This is a genomic window from Saccharothrix espanaensis DSM 44229, from assembly GCF_000328705.1.
Taxonomy (GTDB): domain Bacteria; phylum Actinomycetota; class Actinomycetes; order Mycobacteriales; family Pseudonocardiaceae; genus Actinosynnema; species Actinosynnema espanaense.
This window is the reverse complement of sequence record NC_019673.1, coordinates 4,755,301-4,777,089: the sequence shown is the minus strand read 5'-3', so window position 1 is coordinate 4,777,089 and position 21,789 is coordinate 4,755,301. Positions and strand designations below refer to the sequence as shown.

The 21,789-nt window shown below is 72.8% G+C and carries 17 protein-coding genes and 2 pseudogenes; 9 read left to right on the top strand and 10 right to left on the bottom strand.

Going from position 1 to position 21,789, the window contains the following annotated elements:
• Positions 1-52: 52 nt before the first annotated feature.
• Entirely contained in the window at positions 53-979 is a 927-nt protein-coding gene (locus BN6_RS21145) for an AraC family transcriptional regulator (RefSeq protein WP_051075668.1), read from the top strand.
• Between the two features lie 553 nt (positions 980-1,532).
• Here the strand turns inward: BN6_RS21145 and BN6_RS49695 are convergent.
• Genes BN6_RS49695 through BN6_RS21135 form a run of 3 tightly spaced genes read right to left on the bottom strand, consistent with a single transcriptional unit; the run spans position 1,533 to position 2,233 of the window.
• Entirely contained in the window at positions 1,533-1,667 is a 135-nt protein-coding gene (locus BN6_RS49695; RefSeq protein WP_269454267.1) for a hypothetical protein, read from the bottom strand.
• Between the two features lie 31 nt (positions 1,668-1,698).
• Positions 1,699-1,986, bottom strand: coding sequence for a hypothetical protein (locus BN6_RS21140; RefSeq protein WP_015101761.1), 288 nt, complete (start codon positions 1,984-1,986; stop codon positions 1,699-1,701).
• 7 nt (positions 1,987-1,993) lie between these two features.
• Complete coding sequence (locus BN6_RS21135) at positions 1,994-2,233, bottom strand: hypothetical protein (RefSeq protein WP_148302952.1); 240 nt, start codon at positions 2,231-2,233, stop codon at positions 1,994-1,996.
• A gap of 159 nt (positions 2,234-2,392) precedes the next feature.
• On the opposite strand from BN6_RS21135, the gene BN6_RS21130 reads away from it, so the two are divergent.
• On the top strand, positions 2,393-3,604 hold the full coding sequence (locus tag BN6_RS21130) for a helix-turn-helix domain-containing protein (protein WP_015101759.1): 1,212 nt from the start codon (positions 2,393-2,395) through the stop codon (positions 3,602-3,604).
• Positions 3,601-4,128, top strand: coding sequence for a flavoprotein (locus tag BN6_RS21125; protein WP_015101758.1), 528 nt, complete (start codon positions 3,601-3,603; stop codon positions 4,126-4,128). The genes BN6_RS21130 and BN6_RS21125 overlap by 4 nt, the downstream gene beginning before the upstream one ends.
• A gap of 105 nt (positions 4,129-4,233) precedes the next feature.
• Here BN6_RS21125 and BN6_RS21120 read toward each other — a convergent pair whose 3' ends face one another.
• Together BN6_RS21120 and BN6_RS21115 are read right to left on the bottom strand one after the other, a co-directional pair.
• Positions 4,234-5,451: a cytochrome P450 gene (locus tag BN6_RS21120; protein ID WP_197540166.1), complete on the bottom strand. Its 1,218-nt coding sequence runs from the start codon at positions 5,449-5,451 to the stop codon at positions 4,234-4,236.
• A gap of 121 nt (positions 5,452-5,572) precedes the next feature.
• Positions 5,573-7,057: an AAA family ATPase gene (locus BN6_RS21115; protein ID WP_015101756.1), complete on the bottom strand. Its 1,485-nt coding sequence runs from the start codon at positions 7,055-7,057 to the stop codon at positions 5,573-5,575.
• 84 nt (positions 7,058-7,141) lie between these two features.
• Between BN6_RS21115 and ppk2 the strand changes: the two genes are divergently transcribed.
• The gene (gene ppk2, locus BN6_RS21110; RefSeq protein ID WP_015101755.1) at positions 7,142-7,966 is read left to right on the top strand and encodes a polyphosphate kinase 2; all 825 of its coding nucleotides are present in this window, start codon (positions 7,142-7,144) and stop codon (positions 7,964-7,966) included.
• Positions 7,967-8,013: 47 nt separating this feature from the next.
• Here the strand turns inward: ppk2 and BN6_RS21105 are convergent.
• From BN6_RS21105 to BN6_RS21095, 3 genes and pseudogenes are all read right to left on the bottom strand, one after another.
• A pseudogene (locus BN6_RS21105) lies at positions 8,014-8,225 on the bottom strand (IS481 family transposase); the annotation flags it as partial.
• A gap of 185 nt (positions 8,226-8,410) precedes the next feature.
• Positions 8,411-9,370, bottom strand: coding sequence for a non-homologous end-joining DNA ligase (gene ligD / locus BN6_RS21100; protein WP_041317581.1), 960 nt, complete (start codon positions 9,368-9,370; stop codon positions 8,411-8,413).
• Positions 9,371-9,518: 148 nt separating this feature from the next.
• Positions 9,519-10,679: an MFS transporter gene (locus BN6_RS21095; RefSeq protein WP_041317578.1), complete on the bottom strand. Its 1,161-nt coding sequence runs from the start codon at positions 10,677-10,679 to the stop codon at positions 9,519-9,521.
• A 339-nt stretch (positions 10,680-11,018) separates the two neighbouring features.
• Between BN6_RS21095 and BN6_RS21090 the strand changes: the two genes are divergently transcribed.
• The 3 genes from BN6_RS21090 to BN6_RS21080 all read left to right on the top strand — a co-directional run bounded on the left by BN6_RS21090 (position 11,019) and on the right by BN6_RS21080 (position 15,828).
• Positions 11,019-13,022, top strand: a complete 2,004-nt coding sequence (locus BN6_RS21090) for a neutral/alkaline ceramidase (protein ID WP_015101752.1) — start codon at positions 11,019-11,021, stop codon at positions 13,020-13,022.
• Between the two features lie 269 nt (positions 13,023-13,291).
• Positions 13,292-14,431, top strand: a complete 1,140-nt coding sequence (locus BN6_RS21085) for a trypsin-like serine protease (protein ID WP_015101751.1) — start codon at positions 13,292-13,294, stop codon at positions 14,429-14,431.
• Positions 14,432-14,823: 392 nt separating this feature from the next.
• Entirely contained in the window at positions 14,824-15,828 is a 1,005-nt protein-coding gene (locus BN6_RS21080; RefSeq protein WP_041317575.1) for a LacI family DNA-binding transcriptional regulator, read from the top strand.
• Positions 15,829-15,890: 62 nt separating this feature from the next.
• Here BN6_RS21080 and BN6_RS48985 read toward each other — a convergent pair.
• Together BN6_RS48985 and BN6_RS21075 are read right to left on the bottom strand one after the other, a co-directional pair.
• Positions 15,891-16,478 (bottom strand): annotated as a pseudogene (locus BN6_RS48985) (AraC family transcriptional regulator); the annotation flags it as partial.
• 139 nt (positions 16,479-16,617) lie between these two features.
• Positions 16,618-16,974, bottom strand: a complete 357-nt coding sequence (locus tag BN6_RS21075) for an STAS domain-containing protein (protein WP_015101748.1) — start codon at positions 16,972-16,974, stop codon at positions 16,618-16,620.
• 330 nt (positions 16,975-17,304) lie between these two features.
• On the opposite strand from BN6_RS21075, the gene BN6_RS21070 reads away from it, so the two are divergent.
• Together BN6_RS21070 and BN6_RS21065 are read left to right on the top strand one after the other, a co-directional pair.
• Positions 17,305-21,477, top strand: a complete 4,173-nt coding sequence (locus BN6_RS21070; RefSeq protein ID WP_015101747.1) for a SpoIIE family protein phosphatase — start codon at positions 17,305-17,307, stop codon at positions 21,475-21,477.
• Entirely contained in the window at positions 21,474-21,782 is a 309-nt protein-coding gene (locus BN6_RS21065) for an STAS domain-containing protein (protein WP_015101746.1), read from the top strand. Before BN6_RS21070 ends, BN6_RS21065 begins: the two co-directional genes overlap by 4 nt.
• The last annotated feature ends 7 nt before the right edge of the window (positions 21,783-21,789 follow it).

Below are 21,789 nucleotides of genomic sequence, written 5' to 3'. Positions count from 1 at the left end.
AAAGAATCAGATCGATGTCTGTTCGTCTAAGTTCGGGTCTAATCTGGCGGTCGTGGATGTGCTCGCCGACCTGCTCGACGGTGTCCGGGCGCGCGGTGCTGTGTTCAGCCGCTCGGCGCTGGTGCCGCCGTGGTCCCTGAAGTTCACCGCCCGCGCCGAGCTGACCGTCGGCGCGGTGCTCGCCGGAGAGGCGTGGGTCGTGCGCGGGCGACCGCTCCGGGTGGCGGCCGGGGACATCGCGGTCGTCCGGGGCGGGACGCCGTTCGTCCTCGCCGACGACCCGACCACGCCGCCGAGCGAGGTGGTGGGGGAGGACCGGTACTGCGACTGGGGTCCCGGTGACGGGCCGGCGGTGCTGGTCAGCGGCGCGTTCGCGGGGCCGTTGCCGGAGCGGCTGCGGCGCGCCCTGCCGGACGTGCTGGTCGTGTCGGACGCCGACTGCCCCACGCCGCTGCTGGCCGCCGTGTCGGCCGAGATCACCGCCGCGCGCCCCGGCTGGCAGGTCGTCCTCGACCGGCTGCTGGACCTCGTGCTGGTGTCCGCCCTGCGTGCCTGGTTCGACGGCGACCGCGCGGCACCGGCCTGGTACCGGTCGACCGGGGACCCGCTGGTGGACCGGGCGCTGGACCTGCTGCACGAGGACCCCGCGCACCCGTGGACGGTCGCCGAACTGGCCGCCCGCTGCCAGGTGTCCCGAGCGGGCCTGGCCCGACGGTTCACCGCACGGACCGGCGAACCGCCGATGGCGCACCTGGCGGACTGGCGCATCTCGCTGGCCGCCGACCTGCTCACCGACACGGACCTGACGGTCGGCGCGATCGCCCGCCGGGTCGGCTACGGCACGACGTTCGCGCTCAGCGTCGCGTTCAAACGGCTGCGCGGCCACTCGCCCAGCGAGCACCGCGAGTCAGTTCGCGCCGCTGCGGTTGTTCGCCACCACATCGCCGCTGCAGAGCAGCAGCCCGGTCGGCGACAGTAGGGCGGAACGCCGGCCGGTGCGCGGGTTCGTTAGAGCTGGTAAGCGCAGGCGGCGATCGACCCGTCCGAGTCCTCACGCGGACCGACCCCGTGATCGGCGAGCCTCCGGCCAAGGGCAAGCACGCCGCCGAGCTCCGCTGCAGATACCCGTCCGACGGCAGAGGTCGCTGAGCCGCGTTGTGCGGAAGTGGGCACCGGCGCGCCCGCCCCCGTACAAGCTTGCTCATGCCAAGCGCACGGCCGCCGCTTGGCAGCGGCGGACTACGAACGGGGCACGTTCGAGGTCGCACCATCCAGCCAGACGAGGTGCAGCCGCTGGACCTCGACCAGGCCAGTGCTCGAACCGAACACGGCCAAGGCGCTCTCGGCACTCCGCGACGACAGCCGGAAGTCGCCTTCGACGGAGTTGGCGTCGGCGTGTCCTCGCGCGCAACGACGAGCATGTGACCCGCGAACGTGCCACGCTCCGGCCGGACCTCTGCCACCTCACTCACGCCGCGTCCTTCCCGAGGCTGGGAACCACGTCCGCGAACGTCGTGCCGTCCACGAGTGGTTCAGGATGGGTCGACCAGCGATTCGTACACCGAGACGACACCCAGCCCGCCGCCCACGACGAGGAACCGGCCCTCGTCCCACACCGCGCCGGGGAGGACCGACCACCCCAACTCGGCGTGATCCGACGCCGCCAACAGTTCCTCGCTCGGTGGTATGTCCGACGCGCTACCAGGCACTGCGTTGTCTCCCTGCTGTGACCTTCTGATCAACGCCGGGAACAGGGACGGGGTCGACGCGCACCACCTCGAACAGGTCACCGAACTCCAACGGAGCGAGAGCGTTCAACGCGCTGCCGATGAACATCGGCCCAGGCCGAAGCCCGCCGCCCAGCACGCGGGCGACCGTCGACCGGTTGACACCCATCGCCTTCGCCAACGCGTAGTCCGACCGAAACCCCGCCAGCTTCGCCGCGTTGGCGAACTCCCGCCGCCGCAGCCGAACCGTGTGCGCCACCGCGACCTCACCGCCGGCCGTCGAGCGAGTACGACTCGCCTGCGGCTTTGCCTGCGATAGCCCGAGCCAGCTCGGTGAGGTCCTGGGCCAACTCGACCTCAACCACTCCCAGCTGATCCCGGTACCGCGATTCCTCACCAGGCCGCACGACGTGCACGCTCTCCTCCATCAATCGCACGACGTACCGCCCGAGCCGCGTGTTCACGCTGCTCAACCAGGTGTTGAACAGCAACTCGTCCTTGGTCACCGCGCACCCCACCCCGGCCCTGATCCGGATCGACGCCACTCGAAGTCGACTAGCGGTGGCCAAGGTAGGAGCGACTGAGCGTCACAAGTCGTACAAAATGTGTAACCCTCCGCCAGCTACCCTGACCTGGCCAGGCCAAGACTGCCGCAGGGAGGCCACATGCCGGACCCCGGCGAGATCGGCAAGCGCGTCCGCTACTGGCGCCTGCGCCGCAACCTCGGGCGCAAGCAGTTCGCCGACATGATCGGCAGGTCGACGTCCTGGCTCGACAAGATCGAAACCGGCGAACGCGACCTCACCCGCATCCCCACCATCGAACTGGTGGCCGAGGCGCTCTCCGTCGACCCCGACGTCCTCACCGACACCCCGACGGCAATCCGCGCGGCGGACTGCGTGGACGCCACCGAGGTCTCCGCCATCCGCTCGGCTCTGGGCCGCTACCCGAGCCTGGTCAGGCCCGCCCACGAACCGCCCGCAGTAGGCCACCTGGCCCGTCAGGCCGAGTACCTGGACCACGCCTGGGCGTCGTCGCACTTCACGACGATCGCCCAACACCTCCCCACGCTGCTGGAAGCCGCACAAACCGCCACCCTCACCGCCGCAGCCGCCGACCAGGTCGACACCCACCGCATCCTCGTCACCTCCTACCGCCTGGCGTCGTCGATGCTGCTCAAGTTCGAGAGCCACGACCTGGCCTGGCTGGCGGCCGACCGCGCGATGTACACGGCCCTGGAGGTGGACGACATGTGGTCTCAGGCCCGAGCCACCCGCAGCGTCGCCCGAGCCATGACCGCCGCCAGGCAACGCGCCGAAGCCATCGACGCCCTCCTGGGCATGACCGACCGGATGCGCCCCGAGGTCCCCCGCTACCCCAACTCCCTGCTGGCCCTCTACGGGATGCTCTACCTCGCCGCCGCGATCTCCGCAGCCGAACAGGACGACGCCGCACTGGCCATGACCATGCACCAGGAAGCCACGCAGGCCGCTGAGCGCATGGAACCCCACCACGACGACCACCGCACCTACTTCGGCCGCACCAACGTGGCCATCCACCGCGTCTCGGCCCTGGTCCGCCTCTACGAAGCAGAGCAGGCCCTCCACCTCGCCGCCACCATCCCGACCAGCGCCCTAAGCGCGCTCTCGCCGGAACGCCGCGCCAACCACCTGCTCGACCTGGCCCAGGCCAACACCCACCGCGGCAAGTACGCCGAAGCCACCCGCGCCCTGGCCCAAGCCGAACGCACCGCCCCACAAGAAGTCCGCTGCCGCCCAGTGGTCCACAACCTGCTCCGGACCCTGCTGTCCACCACCACGGGCGAGCCCGCCCGCCAGGCCAGGCAGATCGCCGACCGAGCCGGAGTCCCCGCATGACCGAACGTGTCCTGTACCTGATGATCTGCGGCGCCGGCCCGGCCGACCACATCGACGTCGCCATCACCCAGGCCCAGGACAGGGGCTGGTCGGTCTACTGCGTAGCCACACCCGCAGCCGTCGAACACTTCCTGGACCTCGACAAGCTCGAACACCTCACCGGCCACCCGGTGCGCACCGGCTACCAACGCCAAGGCCAACCCGCCCTGCCCAAGCCGGACGCCGTCATCGTCGCCCCCGCCACCTACAACACCATCAACAAATGGGCAGCGGGCATCGCCGACACCTACGTCCTGACCCAACTCGCCGAACTCACCGGCCTCGGCGTCCCCATCGCCGTCCTGCCCTTCGTCAACACCGCACTGGCCGCCAACCTCGTCCTGCACCGCAGCATCGACGCCCTGCGAGCCTCCGAAGTCACGGTGCTCTTCGGCGACGGAGGCTTCCAACCACATCCGCCTCGGCACGGGGGCCGCGTCATGGCCGACTACCCCTGGCACGTGGTCCTCGACAGTGTCGACTAGCGCCCCGGACATGTCTGCATCACGGCTGGGTAGCCGGGCCGGGTACGCGAGCGCCCCTCACGGTCGGCCCGTGCCGGTGGTTGCGGCACGGGCCGACCGGACGGCTCAGAACGTCACGTCGAGCGTGGCCAGCCGGCTGCCCAGGGGCGGGGTGAGGGCGCGGTCCGGGGTGTCGTAGGCCGGGCGGAGGTCGGGGATGCGGTCGAGCAGCGTGCTGAAGCAGACGTCGGTCTCCATCCGGGCCAGGGCCGCGCCCAGGCAGTAGAACGCGCCGAGCCCGAACGCCGTGTGCCGGTTGGGTTTGCGGGTGATGTCGAAGCGGTCCGGGTCGTCGAACACCTCGGGGTCGCGGTTGCCCGCGAGCATCGCCAGGTACACCAGCTCGCCCGGCGGCAGTTCGTGGCCCGCGACCTCGACCGGCTCGGCGGTGACCCGGACGATCGTGGTGGCCGGGCCGCCGCACCGCAGCATCTCCTCGACCGCCGACGGCATCAGCTCGCGGCGCTCCCGCAGCAGCGCGAACTGGTCGGGGTTCTCGAACAGCAGCACCAGGCCGTTGGCGATCAGGTTGGCGGTCGTCTCGTGGCCCGCGAACAGCAGCAGCACGCAGTTCGCCACGATCTCGTCCTCGGTCACCACGCCCTCGCGCTCGGCGGCGGCGAACATGCTGAGCAGGTCCTCGCGCGGCTCGGCCCGCCGCTGCGCCACCAGCCCGCGCAGGTAGTCCTGCATCTCCAGGACGCTGCGCTGGCACTGCCGCAGCCGCTCGACGTCGGCCCGCGTGAAGATCGCCAGGATGTCCCTCGACCACGCCTGCAACCGCTCGCGCTCGGTGGTCGGCATCCCGAGCATCTCGGCGATCACGTTGGCGGGCAACGGGTAGGCGAGATCCGCCACGACCTCCATCCGGCCGGTGGCGGCCACCGCGTCGATCAGCTCCTCGGTCAGCTGCCGCACCCGCGGCCGCAGGCCGTTCACGGTGGCGGGGGTGAAGTAGCGCTTGAGGAGCTGCTGGAACCGGACGTGGTCGTCCTCGTTCGTGTGGCCCATCCACAGCGCGATCGACCGGAGCAGCGGCGTGAGCTCGTCGCGCTCGGCCTGGCTGAGCCGGTCCAGGCCCTGGCCCAGGTTGGCGTTGGTGAACCGCCGGTCCTTCAGGGTCGCGACGATGTCCGCGTGCCGGGTGAGCAGGTAGCCGTGCAGCTCCGGCACCCAGCTCAGCGGGCTCTCCGCGCGGATGCGGTGCAGCAGCGGGTGGGGGTCGGCGGCCACGTCCGGTGCGAACAGGTCGTAGGACGGGACCGCGATCGCTGAATCGCTCATGATCGCAGTCTCGCCGAACATCCTTCGCGCTTCTGCGGGCCAGACGAGGGAAAATCCGGGCGCATCCGGACCAGCGGACACGGCCGGATCCCAGCCCCCACTACGACGACAACCGCAATGGCTACCCGTACGCCGGGCCGCCGGCCAGTCCCGGCACCGGTGGCCCGGCCGCGCCGGGTGGCCCGGACGCGGGCCTCCCGCCGAGCAGCACGCTGGTCAACGACCGCCGCTCGTCGGTCATCTCGCGCGCCAACCCGGCCAGCTCGTCACCGACCACCGGCACGCCTTCGCCGCCCGCCTCGCCGCCCGCCTCGCCCTCCGCCCGCACCGCCTCCAGCACGGCCCGGCGCAGCAGTTCCTTGATGAACGACGCCGTGACGCCCTCCGTCGCGGCGACCACCGGCACCAAGTCGGCGCGCAGGTCCACACCCCGCCCGTAGAGCTCCAGCAGCCGCCGCCGGCCCGCCGCGTCCGGCCGGGGCACCTCCACCGCCAGGTCGACCCGGCCCGGCCGGTCGGCCAGCGCCCTTTCCAGCTCCTCGACCCGGTTGGTGGTGAGCACGAACGTCACGTCGGCGTCCGCGCCGACCCCGTCCATCGCCTCCAGCAGCGCGAACAGCATCGGGTTGCCGCTGGGGGAGTAGCCCCGGTCCATCGCCACCAGGTCGACGTCCTCCACCACGAGCAGCGCGGGCTGGAGCCGGCGGGCCAGCGCCGCCGCCTGGCTGATCAGCCGCATCGCCGGGCCGGTCAGCAGGATCACCGTGCAGTCGGCCATCCGGCTCATCAGGTACCGCACGGTGTGCGTCTTGCCGGTGCCGGGCGGGCCGTGCAGCAGCAGGCCGCGCTTGAGGTGCTGCCCGGCCGCGCGCAGCCGCTCGGAGTGCTCGGCGATGCCGACCACGTGCCGCTCGATCGACTCCAGCACGCCGTCGGGCAGCACCACCGCGTCGGCGTCCAGCGCCGGCCGGGGCAGGAAGCTGAGCAGTTCGTTGCCCCGGTGCTCGCTGACCCCGAACACCAGGACCTGGCGGCGGAACACGTCGTGCTCCCGCATCAGCCGCTCGACCTCCGCGCCCACCGCGCGGGCCGCCGCCCGGTCGGTCGCCAGCACCTCCAGCCGGCAGGCGGGCTGCCCGTACTCCATCACCGCGCCGCGCATCCCGAGCACGACCGGAGTGCCGTCCGGCGCGTGCGTGGCGACCAGGCCGACCTGGACCACCTCCACGCTCTCGGCGGGCCCCGCCGCGGCCGTCGCGTACTCCGGCGCGCCGAGCTGGTACACCCGCTGGTGGCGGGCCGTGACCAGCAGCGACAGCAGGTCCTCGTGGCCGCGGTGCGATCCGGTCACGCCGAACCAGTCCGGCTCCGGCGTGTGCTCGGCGAGGTAGGCGTCCACCCCGCGCTGCACGTTGACGTGCTCCCACGGCTCGAACTTCGTCGCCACCGACAGCACGTCGCGCAGGTCGTCGCCCAGGTGCGCGGTCACCTTGGCGACCAGCGGCTCGGCGGCCCCGTCCTGGTCCACGACGGACGCGGTGGCCTGGAACAACCGCCGCAGGCTCGCGGCCAGCGCACGGGCGTCGTCACCCGTCAAATCCCCCATGTCGGTCACCCCCGCGACCCATCATGGCCCATCCGGCGGGGCCTCGTCTGGCCGATGCGAAGACGGTTTGCGACCCTGTCCGCCATGGCGAAGAAGACCACGGCGAAGCGGTACCCGAAGGAGCTGTACGAGAACGAGCTGCTGCGCCTGCAAGGTGAGCTGGTGCAGATGCAGGAGTGGGTGAAGGCGTCCGGCGCGCGGGTCGTGGTGGTCTTCGAGGGGCGGGACGCGGCGGGCAAGGGCGGCACGATCAAGCGGGTCTCCGAGCACCTCAACCCGCGCGTCTGCCGGATCGTGGCGCTGCCCGCGCCGACCGGGCGCGAACGCACCCAGTGGTACTTCCAGCGCTACGTCGACCACCTGCCGGCGGCCGGCGAGATCGTGCTGCTGGACCGCAGCTGGTACAACCGCGCGGGCGTCGAGCGGGTGATGGGGTTCTGCACGCCGCAGGAGTACCAGCGGTTCCTCCGGCAGTGCCCGATCTTCGAGGAACTGCTGGTGGACGACGGGATCCTGCTGCGCAAGTACTGGTTCTCGGTCAGCGACGCCGAGCAGGAGAAGCGGTTCCGGGAACGGCAGGAGAACCCGCTCAAGCAGTGGAAGCTCTCGCCGATGGACCTGGAGTCGATCACCCGCTGGGACGACTACTCGCGGGCCAAGGACGACATGCTGGTGCACACCGACACCGAGGTCGCGCCGTGGACCGTGGTGGAGGCGGAGGACAAGCGCAAAGCGCGGCTCAACATGATCGCGCACCTGCTGGACACCCTGCCGTGGGAGCCGGTCAAGCGGCCGAAGCTGGTGCTGCCCAAGCGCCCCAAGGGCCGCGGCACGTACGTCCGGCCGCCGCGCGAGATCGAGAGGGAGGCCCCGGACCACGCGGCGAAGGTCCTCCACAACGCCGGCTAGCCGTACTGACCGGAGAGGTTGGGAACAGGCGCGTTCATAGCGGCGTACCGGCCGGTCGCGCGATCGACGTGACCGGGCCGGGCCATGCCGCAGCGGGTCAGGACCCGGTGCACGGTCGAGGGCACCAGCCCCGGCAGATACGCGATCCGCGCCGGTCCCCGCCGCCGCGCCAACCGGACCTTGACGATCCGCCGTTCGGTCCGGGCCGGGGTCCGGCGCGGCTCGACAACGGGCACGAGGATTGATCAGCCATGCCCGCAGCGCTCTGGCGACCTCCGGCCGCTTCCACACCGCCCCTACGCCTCGCCACGGCGACACTCGTGACGGCGACGTCTGGCAGGTCCGCACCGGCGGTGCGCTGGCTGCCAGGCGCCGCAAGCGTGGGGCGACTGGCCCGAAAGCGGCACGGTCGGAGTGGCCGGTCGCCGCCGCTGTGGACCCGCCCTAGTCCTCGGCGGCGTCCTGGGCTTCCGGGGGTTCCTCGCCGTCCCGGTCCGCCCACTCCAGCAGTGGCTCCAAGGAGAACACCGCGTCATCGATGCCCGCGTGCAGGTCTCCCAGTTCGGCGAACCGGGCCGGCACGGTCGCGATCGTGAAATCGCGCGGGTCGACGTCGGCCACCTCGTCCCAGCGCAGCGGTGTGGACACGGTCGCCTCCGGTACGCCGCGCACCGAGTACGCGCTGGCGATCGTGTGGTCGCGGGCGTTCTGGTTGTAGTCGATGAACAGGCTGCGCGGGTCGCGGTCGCGCCGCCACCACGTCGTGGTCACGTCGCGGGGCGCGCGCCGCTCTACCTCCCGCGCGAACGCCAACGCCGCCCGCCGCACCTCCCGGAACCCCCACTGCGGTTCGATCCGCACGTACACGTGCAGCCCGCTGCCGCCGGAGGTCTTGGGCCACCCGACCGCGCCCAGCTCGGCCAGCACCTCCTCCACCACGCCGGCAACCCGCTGGACGCGGGAGAACGGGCAGTCCGGCATCGGGTCGAGGTCGATGCGCCACTCGTCGGGCTTCTCGGTGTCGGCCCGCCGCGAGTTCCACGGGTGGAACTCCACGGTCGACATCTGCACCGCCCACACCACGTCCGCGATGTCGGTGACGCACAGCTCGTCGGCGTGCCGGTTGTACCGGGGGAAGTGCACCCGCACGGTCCGCACCCACGGCGGCGCGCCGCCCGGCAACCGTTTCTGGTGCACCTTCTCGCCGGTCACCCCGGACGGGAACCGGTGCATCATGCACGGCCGGTCGCGCAGCGCGCGGACGATGCCGTCGCCGACCGACAGGTAGTACCGGGCGAGGTCCAGCTTGGTCTCGCCGCGCGCCGGGAAGTAGACGCGATCCGGGTTGGAGATCCGCACAGCGCGGTCCCCGACCTCCAACTCCACCGCAGGCGACTGGCCCATGCCGGGAAACCTAACCCGGATCGGGCCGGTCAGCGCGCTTTCGTCGGCGCACCGGCTGCCAGTCCGGTGCGCCGACTCCTTACTGCGAGCGTGGTCGGGCACGGTGGCGGCGAAGTCGAACTCGGCCACCGTGCGGGTCCGGCGGTGCTCAGGTGCTCCGCCGGACCACCCCGACCACGCATCTCACCGGTGCCGGCACACCGGCCGCCACCAGCAGCGCGCACACGCCGAGCAGCGCGCCGACCAGCGGCACGGTGGACACGGAGGCGACCGACGCCACCGCTGCACCGAGCACTCCCGCCCCCGCGATGCCGAAGTAGATGGCCGACGCGTTGAGCGCCAGCAGCACCCCGGCCCGCTCCGGGCACACCTCCACCAGCAACGCCATCAACGGCGGGTTGAACGCCCAGAACAGCGCGCCCCACGCGGCCATCGCCGCCACCGCCCCGACCGGCGACGCCAACGCGGTCGGCAGCAGCGCCAGCACCGCCGACGACCCGGCCAGCGCCACCAGCAGCGGCGTGCGCGGCCCGAACCGGTCGGCCGCCACCCCGCCCACGACGTTGCCGACCACCCCGCCGACCCCGTAGGCCAGCAGCAGCCACGGCGCGGCGGCGTCGTCCAGCACCGGGTCGAGGTAGCCGTAGACGGCGAACGTCGCCAGGCACGCCAACAGCGACACCACCAGCAGCCACCGCACCACCGGGTCGCCCAACGCCCGCACCCGGTCGCGCAGCCCGGCCGCCGGGCCCGGCGGGACGGCCGGGACCGCGACCCGGATCACCACCGCGGCGACCACGCACAACGCCGCCACCAGCAGGAACGCCCCCTGGTAGCCGCCCTGCCCGGCGACCGCCCGGCCGGCCGGGACGCCCAGCATGGTGGCGGCGGTCAAGCCCCCGGTGACGACGGCCATCGCCCGCGCCCGCGTGCCCGACGGGTGCAGGGAGGCCGCGACGGCCGTCGCCGCGGGGGTGGTCGACGCCGCGCCGCACGCCGCGACCACCCGAAAGGCGAGCAGCAGCCCGAAATCGGGTGCCCACGCCGAAGCCGCGTTGCCCACCGCCGTGACCAGGAGAGCGGTCACGAGCAGCGCACGGCGTTCCACACCGGCCGTCGCGACGGCCAGCAGCGGCGACCCCACCGCGTAGGCGAGGGCGAACACGGTGATCACCTGCCCGGCCACCGCGATGGACACGGCGAACCTCTCGGCGATGCCGCCGAGCACCGCCGCCACGACGTACCCGCTGGTGCCCGCCGCGACCGTGCCCGTGGCGAGCGCGTACGTCCGAGGGGACACGGCGGGCATCAGGACACCGCGCACAGCGGGGAGAGAATCATGCGCGGCACCTTCCGGAGAGGCCCCGCACAACGTTGTGCGGGCATCTGGTGCGCCGTTGAGGCGTGCTACCAACGATGGATCCGCGGCGGCGCGGAAACATCGGTCGGGTGACGTAGATGAAGGCCGACCGAACGGACGTCACCTGCCGGGCCTCGTCGTGCTCGTCGGGGCTCAGCGCGGCCCGCCGGAGATCACCGCGGCACCGCTGCCGCCCGATGTGGCCGCCCGCGCCCTTGCCCCCTGTGGCCCCGATCACCTACTGTCCAGTAAAAGTGAAACGGTTTCGCGTAACTCGGGGAGCGGTGCATGCGGACGACTGTCGCGACGGTGGTGGCCTGCCTGGCCGGGGCGCTCCTGCTCGCCGGACCGCCCACCGCGCAGGCCGGGCCCGAGCCCTACCTGGTCGGCCGGGGCATCTCCGACGTGACCGGCGCGGCCGCCGAGAACGGCATGATGGGCTACTCGAAGTTCGACCAGAAGACCAGCGGCATCCACCAGCGCCAGCGCTCCCGCGCCTACGTCGTGGTCGACCGGTCCACCGGCAAGCGGGTCGCCTACGTCAACGCCGACCTGGCCATGATCTTCCGGGCCGTGCAGGAAGCCGTGCTCACCAAGCTCCAAGCCCGGTACGGCGGCCTGTACACGCGGGAGAACGTCCTGCTCTCCGCGACCCACACGCACGCCGGCCCCGGCGGGTTCTCGCACAACCTCGCCTACAACCTGTCCGTCCTCGGGATGCAGCGGCAGACCCTCGACGCGATCGTGGACGGCATCACCGAGTCGGTCGTGGCCGCCCACGAGGACCTCGCGCCCGGCTCGCTGTCGCTGGGGCGCGGTGAGCTCACCGACGCCAGCGTCAACCGCTCGCGGGTCGCGTTCGAGCGCAACCCCGACAAGGGGCGGTTCCCGGCGGCGATCGACCCGGCGATGACCGTGCTCAAGTTCCGCCAGAACGGCCGCGACGTCGGCGCGATCAGCTGGTTCGCCACCCACAACACGTCGATGACCAACGAGAACACCCTGATCAGCCCGGACAACAAGGGGTACGCCTCCTACCAGTGGGAGCACGACGACCAGGGCGTGCGCTACCTCGACGACCGGCCCGGGTTCGTGGCGGCGTTCCCCAACACCAACGCCGGCGACATGTCGCCGAACCTCAACCTGCGCCCCGGCTCCGGCCCCACCGAGGACGAGGTGGACAACACCCGGATCATCGGCGAGCGCCAGAACCGCAAGGCGCAGCAGATCTTCACCGGCCCGCAGACCGCCGTCACCGGAAGCGTCGACCACCGGATGCGGTTCGTGGACATGGGTTCGGTCGCCGTCGACGGCCGCTACACCCCGGACGGCCGCGCGGGCACCACGTGCTCGGGGGTGGTCGGCGCGTCCACCATCGCGGGCAGCGTCGAGGACGGCCCGGCGATCCCCGGGTTCACCGAAGGCATGCAGAACCCGCTCAAGGCGCTGCTGGAACCGCTGCACGTCGAGGTGCCGCAGTGGCTGAAGGACTGCCAGTACCCCAAGGCGTCCCTGGTGCCGACCGGTCTCGTCCAGGCCACGCCGAACGTGCTGCCGCTGCAGATCGTCAAGCTGGGGCAGCTGCACCTGGTCGCGGTGCCCGGCGAGGTGACCATCGTGGCCGGGCTGCGGATCCGGACCGGCGTCGCCGCCGAACTCGGCGTGCCGGTGCAGGACGTGCTGATCCAGGGCTACGCCAACGACTACAGCCAGTACGTCACCACGCCCGAGGAGTACGACGCCCAGCAGTACGAGGGCGGCTCGACCCTGTTCGGTCGCAACACCACCCCCGCCTACCAGCAGGAGTTCGGCCGGCTCGCGGCCGCGCTGCGGGCCGGCACGCCGGTCGTGGCCGGTCCGACGCCCGGGAAGCCGCCGTTCACCGACCTCGACCTGCAGACCGGCGTGGTGTTCGACGACAAGGCGCTGTGGCACCGGTTCGGCCAGGTGCTCACCGAACCCGCCGCGTCCTACCGCCCCGGCGAGACGGCGACGGCCGTGTTCGTGACCGGGCACCCCAAGAACGACCTGCACCGCAACGGCACGTTCCTGGAGGTGCAGCGGCTCGTGAACGGCCGGTGGACCCGCGTCGCCGACGACGGCGACTGGACCACCCGCTACCGGTGGAAGCGCGTCGGCGTGGCGAACTCGGAGGCCACCGTCACCTGGGACATCCCGGCCGGCACGGCGGCGGGCCGGTACCGGCTGGTGCACCACGGCGACTGGAAGAGCGGCTGGACCGGCGCGATCAGCCCGTTCACCGGCACCAGCCGCACGTTCACGGTGGGCTGACCACCCCCGGCGACGGCCGTTCGCATCGACACGAGATCACAACGCCACCGCGAGGAGCCGGTGCCGGCGGGAAAGCGCGCGGTCACCCGGTGGAACCAATCGCCTACTTTCGTAGGTGGGCGTGGCCGTTTCCGGGAGCTAGCGTGACGGCGGTCCGGAGAATTCGCCGGACACCTGCCGCCCGGAGAACTCCGCAGTTGTTTCGGGCGTACCTCCGCATTGAGTTCCGCATGTCAATTTCGTCAACCCTGCGATGAAAGACGACAAAAATGAACATCCGCACCATTGGCGTCCTCGCGACCGTGGGCGCCGCGTTCGGCGCTGCCCTGCTGACCCCGAACGCCGCCGCGGCACCCGAGTACGACCCGGCGATGCTCGCCGCCCTGGCTGCCGACCAGGGCTCCTCGCCCCGGGACGCCGCCGCCCGCCTCGACCGGGAGCACGACCTGACCAGGGCGTTGGCCGACCTCCGCACGCGGGGCGTGCAGATCGACGGCGCGTTCTTCGACCGGGCCGGCCGGCTCGTCGCCAACACCTCCGACCCGGCCGCCGTCGCCGCGGCCGGCCTCACCCCGCGCACGGCCGCGCGCGGCGAACGCGCCTTGGACGCGCTGACCGCGCGGGTCGAGCGGGCCATCGGCGCGGACCTCGGCCAGGTCCAGGCCTGGGGACCGGACGTGGTCGGCGACCGGGTCCTGGTCACCGTCGAGCCCGACGCCACGTCCGCGCTGGTCGCGACGCTGTCCCGGATCGACGGCGTGGCGGTCGAGCGCGGGGCCGCCCGGCTCGCCCCGCAGGCCGACGTGGTGCCCGGCCGGATCATGGACCTGGTGCCCGGCACGAACTGCTCGCTCGGCTTCCCGGGCACCCGCAACGGGGCGAAGGTGCTGCTCACGGCCGGTCACTGCGTCGAGGGCAACCCGGACATCCTGGACGCCAACGGCACCCACATCGGCAAGGGGATCGCCACCCGGTTCCCGTCCTACGACATGGGCCTGATGAGCATCGACCCCGAGGACACCGGCCGCGGCTACGTCGACACCCGGAAGGGCACGACGGTCGCCGTGAAGGGCATGTCCAAGGCGGCGGTCGGCGCGACGCTCTGCAAGGCGGGCAACACCACCGGCTGGACCTGCGGCAAGGTGTCGGCCTACAACCAGACCGTCCGCTACTCCGGCGAGTCCACCTCCACCCGGGGCCTGGCCCGCTCGACCGTGTGCACCGAGGGCGGTGACAGCGGCGGCGCGTACATCTCCGGCAACACCGCCCAGGGCATGACCTCGGGCGGCCCGTCCGACGGCCACGACTGCGGGTGGAACCAGGGCTCCAACGCCACCGGTTCGTATTCCTACTACCAGCCGGTGGTCGACGCGGCGAACTACTACGGCGTCACCCTCACCACTTCCTGACCGACCCCCGGTGAAATGCGGTGGCACCGACCGGTGCCACCGCATTCCGGCATTTCCGAAATACCCGCCCTTCTCCTTCCGTGAGCCGGGTCGCGCCTTCTCCCACGCGCTGTGTCACGACCCCGCCGCGCACGGTGACGACGCCGTCCCGTCGCGGCTGTGGAGTGCTGTCCGGTCTGGGCCGGACGCACCACTCGCCGATGGGCCGAAGCGTCGCCGGCCCCGGCGTGCGGCCGGGTCGGCGGACGTCTCGGGCGGATGCACGTGCACGACCGGAGCCCCGTTGCGTGACCAGCGGGTTTCCCCCTCGCCGAGCAGTGCGGCGGAACTCGGTCTGGGAGCGCTACCCGTGGCTACACTCCCGGTTTTCACAGTTCCGGCGAGGAGGCGTGGTGGTGGTTGCGGCGAGCATCCGGGACGTGGCGTCGAGGGCGAACGTGTCGGTCGGCACGGTGTCCAACGTCCTCAACCGCCCGGAGGTGGTCGCGCCCGCGACCCGGGACCGGGTGCTGGGCGCGATCGTCGAACTCGGCTTCGTCCGCAACGACGCCGCCCGCCAGCTGCGCTCCGGCACGCCCCGCGCGATCGGCCTGGTGGTGCTCGACGTCGGCAACCCGTTCTTCACCGACGTGGCGCGCGGCGTCGAGAACACCGCCAGCGAGGCCGGGCACGCGGTGATCCTGTGCAACAGCGACGAGTCCGCGCACCGCGAGGCCCGGCACGTGGAGCTGCTGGCCGAGCAGCGGGTGCACGGCGTGCTGATCACCCCCGTGGACGCCGACCTCGCCGCGGTGCGCCGGCTGCGCGAGCGCGGCGTCTCGGTGGTGCTGCTGGACCACCCGACCGACGACCCGGGCCTGTGCTCGGTCGCCGTCGACGACCGAGCCGGCGGCGAGCTCGCGGTGGCCCACCTGCTGGCGCGCGGGCACCGCCGGATCGCGATGGTCAACGGCCCGTCCCGGCAGCACCAGGCCCGGCAGCGGCACCGGGGCGCGGCGGACGCCGTGCGGCTGGCGGGCCTCGACCCGGCGTGCCTGGAAGAGGTCCGGATGCCCGCGATGACCGTGGCGTCGGGCCGGCTCGCCGCCCAGGACCTGGTGGCCCGCGCGCACCGCCCGGACGCGATGTTCTGCGCCAACGACCTGATGGCCCTGGGCGTGCTGCAGGTGCTGCTGCGGGCCGGTGTGCGGGTCCCGGAGGACGTCGCGGTGGTCGGCTACGACGACATCGAGTTCGCCGCGGCCGCCGCCGTGCCGCTCACGTCGGTGCACCAGCCGCGCGAGCTGATCGGCCGCACGGCGGCGAGCCTGGTCCTGGCCGAGACTATGGCCCCGCGCGAGCACGAGCACCGCCAGGTCCTGTTCACGCCGGATCTCGTCGTCCGCGAGTCGAGCTGACCGGCCCGCGGATCGGCGACCTCCGTCAGTTTCGGTGACCTCCGGTCGGTTTCGGCGACCTGGCCGACGGTGAGGGTGTTGTCGGACAGCAGCCGCCGGGCCTGTTCGATCCGCAGCCGGGTGAGGTACCGGCGCGGCGTCAGGCCGGTAGCCGCCCGGAAGACCCGGATGAAGTGGTACGGGCTCAGGTGGGCTTCGGCGGCGACGTCGGCCAGCGTCAGCGGTTGGTCCAGTCGTTCCCGCATGACGGCGATGCCCGCGCGGACCGCCGCGTGCTCGGGCCCCGGCGGCCGTTCGTGCACACCCCACGTCACCAGGAACGCGGCGGCGGACTCCGCGCAGAGGTCGTGCGCGCACTGCCCGCCGCCGGCGGCGGGCAGTGCGCGCACGACCTGCTCCACGACGGGGTCGTCCGGTAGTCGCGGACGCTCTCCCGGCCGGGGACCATCACCTCCACCGCGCCGGGGACCCCCGCCGAACGCCCGAACGGTCAGCCGCGCCGCCAGCAAGCCGCGCCGCCGTCGACGTCCACCAGGGGCTCGGTGATGCCGTGCACGTCGCGGTAGGCGTGCACCGCCTCGGCGCACCGCGCGCATGAAGATCGACGCGCCGCCGCGCCACACCCCGGTCTCCACCAGGTCGCCGGGCACGCCGTCGCGGATCACCGCCTCGACGCACTCCTGGAGGTTGTCCAAGCGCTTGAGCCGACCATCGTGTGCGCGACGCTCGGCCAGTCCCGGCCGTACTCCCGGGACGACTCCGGCGGCACCCCGTCGGCCAGGGGCGGCGTCACGCCTGACGGGACTGGACGGCCTCGTCGACGGTGGGGTGGAAGGTGAACAGCTGGTCGAGCCCGACGATGTGGAACACCCGCATCAGGTCGGGGGTGACGCCCGCCAGGCTGAACGAGCCGCCGGCCGCCTGCGCGCGCTGGTGGGCGGTGATCAGCGCGGTGATGCCGGTGGAGTCGCAGTACGCGAGGCGGGCCAGCTCCACGACGAGCCCCTCGTCGGCGCCGAGCGGGACCTCGTCCAGGGCTTCGAGCAGTTGGGGCGTGGTGTCGAGGTCGAGCTCGCCGCCCACCCGCAGCACGGTGAGACCTGCGCAGGACCGGTCGGGTTCGACGGAAAGGGCGGGATCGTTCACCGGGTCTCCTGTGCGATGGGTGGTGCTGGTGCCGGTCTGGCGGTGCCGCGGTCTGGGTTTCCCGGGTGCCGGGGGTGGTACACCGCGACCGGCCGATGACCGTCGAGCGGTGGAGGAGGTCCGCGGTGCCGCCCGTCCGCCATTGTGACCCCAACCCCTCCCGCGCCCGGTCGACGCCCCGGTGTCACGTGCAGCGTCGTGCGCGGGTCCGGGACCGCTCACCTATTCTAAGGATCATGTCACCGGGCCGCCGCGACGGCGGGGACCCGGCGGCACGTGCGCCGGGGCGTGGACCCCTGGCCAGGCCCGGTGTGGACGAAGGGGTGCCCCGTGGTGCGGTCCGGCGACGCTGAGCACGAACCGCCGGCGGCCGGCGGGGTGGACGTGTTCGCGGTGGAGGACGAGGTCGGCCGGGACCTGGCCGCGGTGGACTGGTCGGCGACCCCGCTGGGCGCGCCGGGCACCTGGTCGCAGAGCCTGCGCACGGCGGTGAGCATCCTGCTGTCGTCGCGGTTCCCGATGTGGCTGGCGTGGGGCCCGGAGCTGACGTTCTTCTGCAACTCCGCGTACCGCCGCGACACCCTGGGCCGCAAGTACCCGTGGGCGCTGGGCCGGCCCGCGACGGAGGTGTGGGCGGAGATCTGGCAGGACATCGGTCCCCGCATCGAGACCGTGCTGACCAGCGGCAAGGCGACCTGGGACGAGGCGCTGCTGCTGTTCCTGGAGCGCTCCGGCTACCCGGAGGAGACCTACCACACGTTCTCCTACAGCCCCCTGCGCGACGACGACGGCGCCGTGGTGGGCATGTTGTGCGTGGTCAGCGAGGACACCGACCGGGTCATCGGCGAGCGGCGGATGGCGACCCTGCGCGACCTCGGCTCGGACCCCAGCGTGGTGCGCACCGACCGGGAGACCCTCGCGTTCTCCGGCCGGCAGTTGGACCGCAACGGCTGGGACCTGCCCTTCACCCTGACCTACCTGTTCGAGGACGACGGCTCCGCCGCCCTGGCCGCCGCGACCGGGATCGCCCCGGACCACCCGGCGGCCCCGGCGACGCTGGCCGCCGACGGCCGGGACGGGCCGTGGCCGATCGCCACGCCGGCGCACGGCGAGTCCGCGCTGGTGGCGCTGGACGGCCCGGTGTTCGCCGGGCTGCCGAACGGGGCCTGGGACGAGCCGCCCACCCAGGCGCTGCTCGCGCCGCTCCAGCAGCAAGGTGCCGCGCCGCACGGGTTCGTCGTGGTGGGGCTCAACCGCTACCGGCCCCTGGACGAGGGCTACCGCGGGTTCGTGGAGCTGGTCGCCGGGCACGTGGCGGCCGGGATCGCCGCGGCCCGCAGCTACCAGGCCCAGCAGCGGCGGGCGGAGGAGCTGGCCGAGCTGGACCGGGCCAAGACCGCGTTCTTCTCCAACATCAGCCACGAGTTCCGCACCCCGCTGACGCTGATCATGGGTCCGGTGGAGGAGCTGCGCGACCGGTTGGCGCACACCGACGTCCGGGCGAGCGAGGAGCTGGAGGTGGTCCGCCGCAACGGCCTGCGGCTGGGCAAGCTGGTCAACACCCTGCTGGACTTCTCGCGCATCGAGGCCGGCCGGATGCAGGCGCGCTACGAGCCGGTCGACCTGGCGGCCGCCACCGCCGAACTGGCCGGCGTGTTCCGCTCGGCGATCGACAAGGCCGGGCTGACCTACGTCGTGGACTGCCCGCCGCTGCCCGAGCCGGTGCTCATCGACCGGGGCATGTGGGAGAAGGTGGTGCTCAACCTGCTGAGCAACGCGCTGAAGTTCACCTTCGCGGGCTCGGTCGGGATCTCGGTGCGCGCCGAGGGCGGCGAGGCCGTGGTGACCGTCGAGGACACCGGCATCGGCGTGCCGGCCGAGGAGATGCCCCGGCTGTTCGAGCGCTTCCACCGCATCGAGAACGTCCGTGCGCGCTCCAACGAGGGCAGCGGCATCGGCCTGGCGCTGGTGCAGGAGCTGGTGGGCCTGCACGGCGGCACGATCGTCGCCGACAGCGAGCAGGGCCGGGGGACCCGGTTCACCATCCGCCTGCGGTTCGGCTCGGCCCACCTGCCGGCCGGGTCCGTCGCACCCGCCACGTCCCCCGCCGCCGTGTCCGCCACGGCCGACCCGTACCTGCGGGAGGCGTTGCGCTGGCTGCCCGAGGAGGACACCGGCCAGGTGATCGACGAGGTCGCGTGGCCGCACGCGGGGAGCGGGACCGGGCAGGGCCCGAAGGCCCCCGCGACGGTGCTGGTCGCCGACGACAACGCCGACATGCGGGAGTACCTGACCCGCCTGCTGACCGGTGCCGGCTACGCGGCCCGCACCGTCGCCGACGGGGTCGAAGCCCTCGAAGCGGTCCGCACCCGGCCGCCGGACCTGGTCGTCAGCGACGTGATGATGCCCCGGCTGGACGGCCTGGCCCTGGTGGCGGCGCTGCGGGCCGACCCGCGCACGGCGGCGGTGCCGGTGCTGCTGCTGTCCGCCCGCGCCGGTCAGGAGGCGTCGATCGAGGGCCTCCAGGCCGGTGCCGACGACTACCTGGTCAAGCCGTTCGCGGCGGCCGAGCTGCTGGCCAGGGTCCGGGCGAACGTGGAGCTGTCCCGGCTGCGCAACCACCACGCGCGGTGGCGCACCGCGCTGATCGACTCGTTGCAGGAGGCGTTCTTCGTCTGCGACGAGGACGGCACCGTGATCGAGGTCAACTCGGCGTTCGCCGACATCCTGGGCTACGGCCCGGACGGCCTGCCCTACGCCCCGGCGCAGCCGTGGTGGCCGGACGCCGCGACCGACCCGGAGGGGCACCGGCAGGTCGCCGAGGCGTTCAGCGGGCTGCGCGCCCGGCGGCCGGGCAGCTACACGATCCCGGTGAACCACCGCGACGGTCGCCGGCTGTGGCTCGGCGTCACGTTCAACCCCGCCGAGGACCCCGACACCGGGCGGACCGTCGTCGTGGGCACCTTCCGCGACGTCACCGCCGAGCACCACGCGATCCAGCGCGACAACGCGCTGGCGGCGTTGAGCATCCGGCTGTCCGAGGCGTCGAGCCTGTCCGAGGCGGTGGCCGGGGCCCTGGCGGAGTTCCGGGACCTGTGGCGCGCCCGGGGTGTCGCGGCGGTGGTGTTCACCGACCGGGGGGCGCCGGCGCTGACCGCCACCGACCCCGAGCTGACCTGGGACGCCCTGAGCGACCACCGCCGGGAGGGCTTCACCGCGCTGCGCGAGCGGCCCGGCCTGAGCCCGGTCACCGACGGCGCGACCGGCGTCGGCATCACCCTGGAGCACCCCGAGGGCACCATGGTGCTGCGGTTGGACCTGGACGAGGACCGGCCGTTCAGCGCCGAGGACGAACTGCTGCTGTCCCTGCTGTCCGGGCACCTCGCCCAAGGGCTGACCCGCGCCCACCAGATCGACCAGCAGCGCGAGACCGCCCTGGCGCTGCAGCGCGCGATCCTCGGCCCGTCCAGCCTGCCCGAGGGCTTCGCGGTCCGGTACGAGCCCGCCGCCCGTCCGCTGGAGATCGGCGGCGACTGGTACGACACGGTGGCGCTGTCGGAGGGCCGGATCGGGATCGTCGTCGGCGACTGCGTCGGCCGGGGCCTGAAAGCCGCCGCCGTCATGGGTCAGCTGCGCAGCGCCTGCCGGGCGCTGCTGTTGCAGGAGGTCGGCCCGGCCCGCACGCTGATGGCGCTGGACCACTTCGCGGCGAGCCTGCCCGGCGCGATGTGCACGACGGTGTTCTGCGGCGTGCTGAACCCGGAGACGGGGCTGCTGACCTACTCCAGCGCCGGCCACCCGCCCGCCATCCTCGCCCACCCGGACGGTGCCACCGGCCTGCTCGACCAGGGGCGGTCGGTCCCGCTGGCCGTGCGGCCGGGGGCGCCGCGGCCGGAGGCCGAGTGCACGGTGCCGCCCCGGGCGACCCTGCTGATGTACACCGACGGCCTGGTGGAGCGCCGCCGCCGGCCGCTGACGGTCGGCATCGACGAGGCCGGCGAGGCCGTCCAGCAGGGCCGCGAGGCCGCCCTGGACGACCTGGCGAGCCAGGTGATGGCCCGGCTGGCACCGGACGGCGGCTACGACGACGACGTCGCCCTGCTGCTCTACCGCCACCCGGTGCCGCTCGACCTGACCTTCGCCGCCGAGTCCGGGCAGCTCGCGCCGGTCCGCCAGACGCTGCGCTCCTGGCTGACCAAGTGCGGCCTGCCCCCGCAGACCGTGCAGAGCGTCCTGGTCGCCGCCGGCGAGGCGTGCGCCAACGCCATCGAGCACGGCTACCGGGGCGCGCCCGGCGAGGCCGTCCGGCTGCGGGCGGAGGCGCTGGTCGGCGACCTCTACCTGAAGGTGGCCGACGCCGGCCGCTGGAAGACCCCCGAGCCGGAGCTCAACGCGCACCGCGGTCGCGGCGTCGCGGTGATGCGGGCGATGATGGAGCAGGTCACCGTCACCCCCGGCCCGGCGGGCACCACCGTCGACATGCACCTGAGGATCCCCCGATGACGACACCGCTCATCCTCACCCCCGGCCGCCGCCCGGACGGGACCGCGTACCTGAAGGTCGTGGGCGAGATCGACATGAGCAACACCACGGCCCTCACCGCCGCCCTCGACGACACCCCGGGCCGGCTGGTGGTCGACCTGACCGGGGTGGAGTACCTCGACAGCGCGGGCTTGAGCGTCCTGTTCGCCCACGCCGACCGCATCGAACTGGTCGCCACACCGCTGCTGGAGCCCGTCATGACCGTCTCGGGGCTGGTCGAGGTGACCACGGTCCGCGTCCTGGAGAAGCCGGACGCGGACGCGTAGTCCCTCG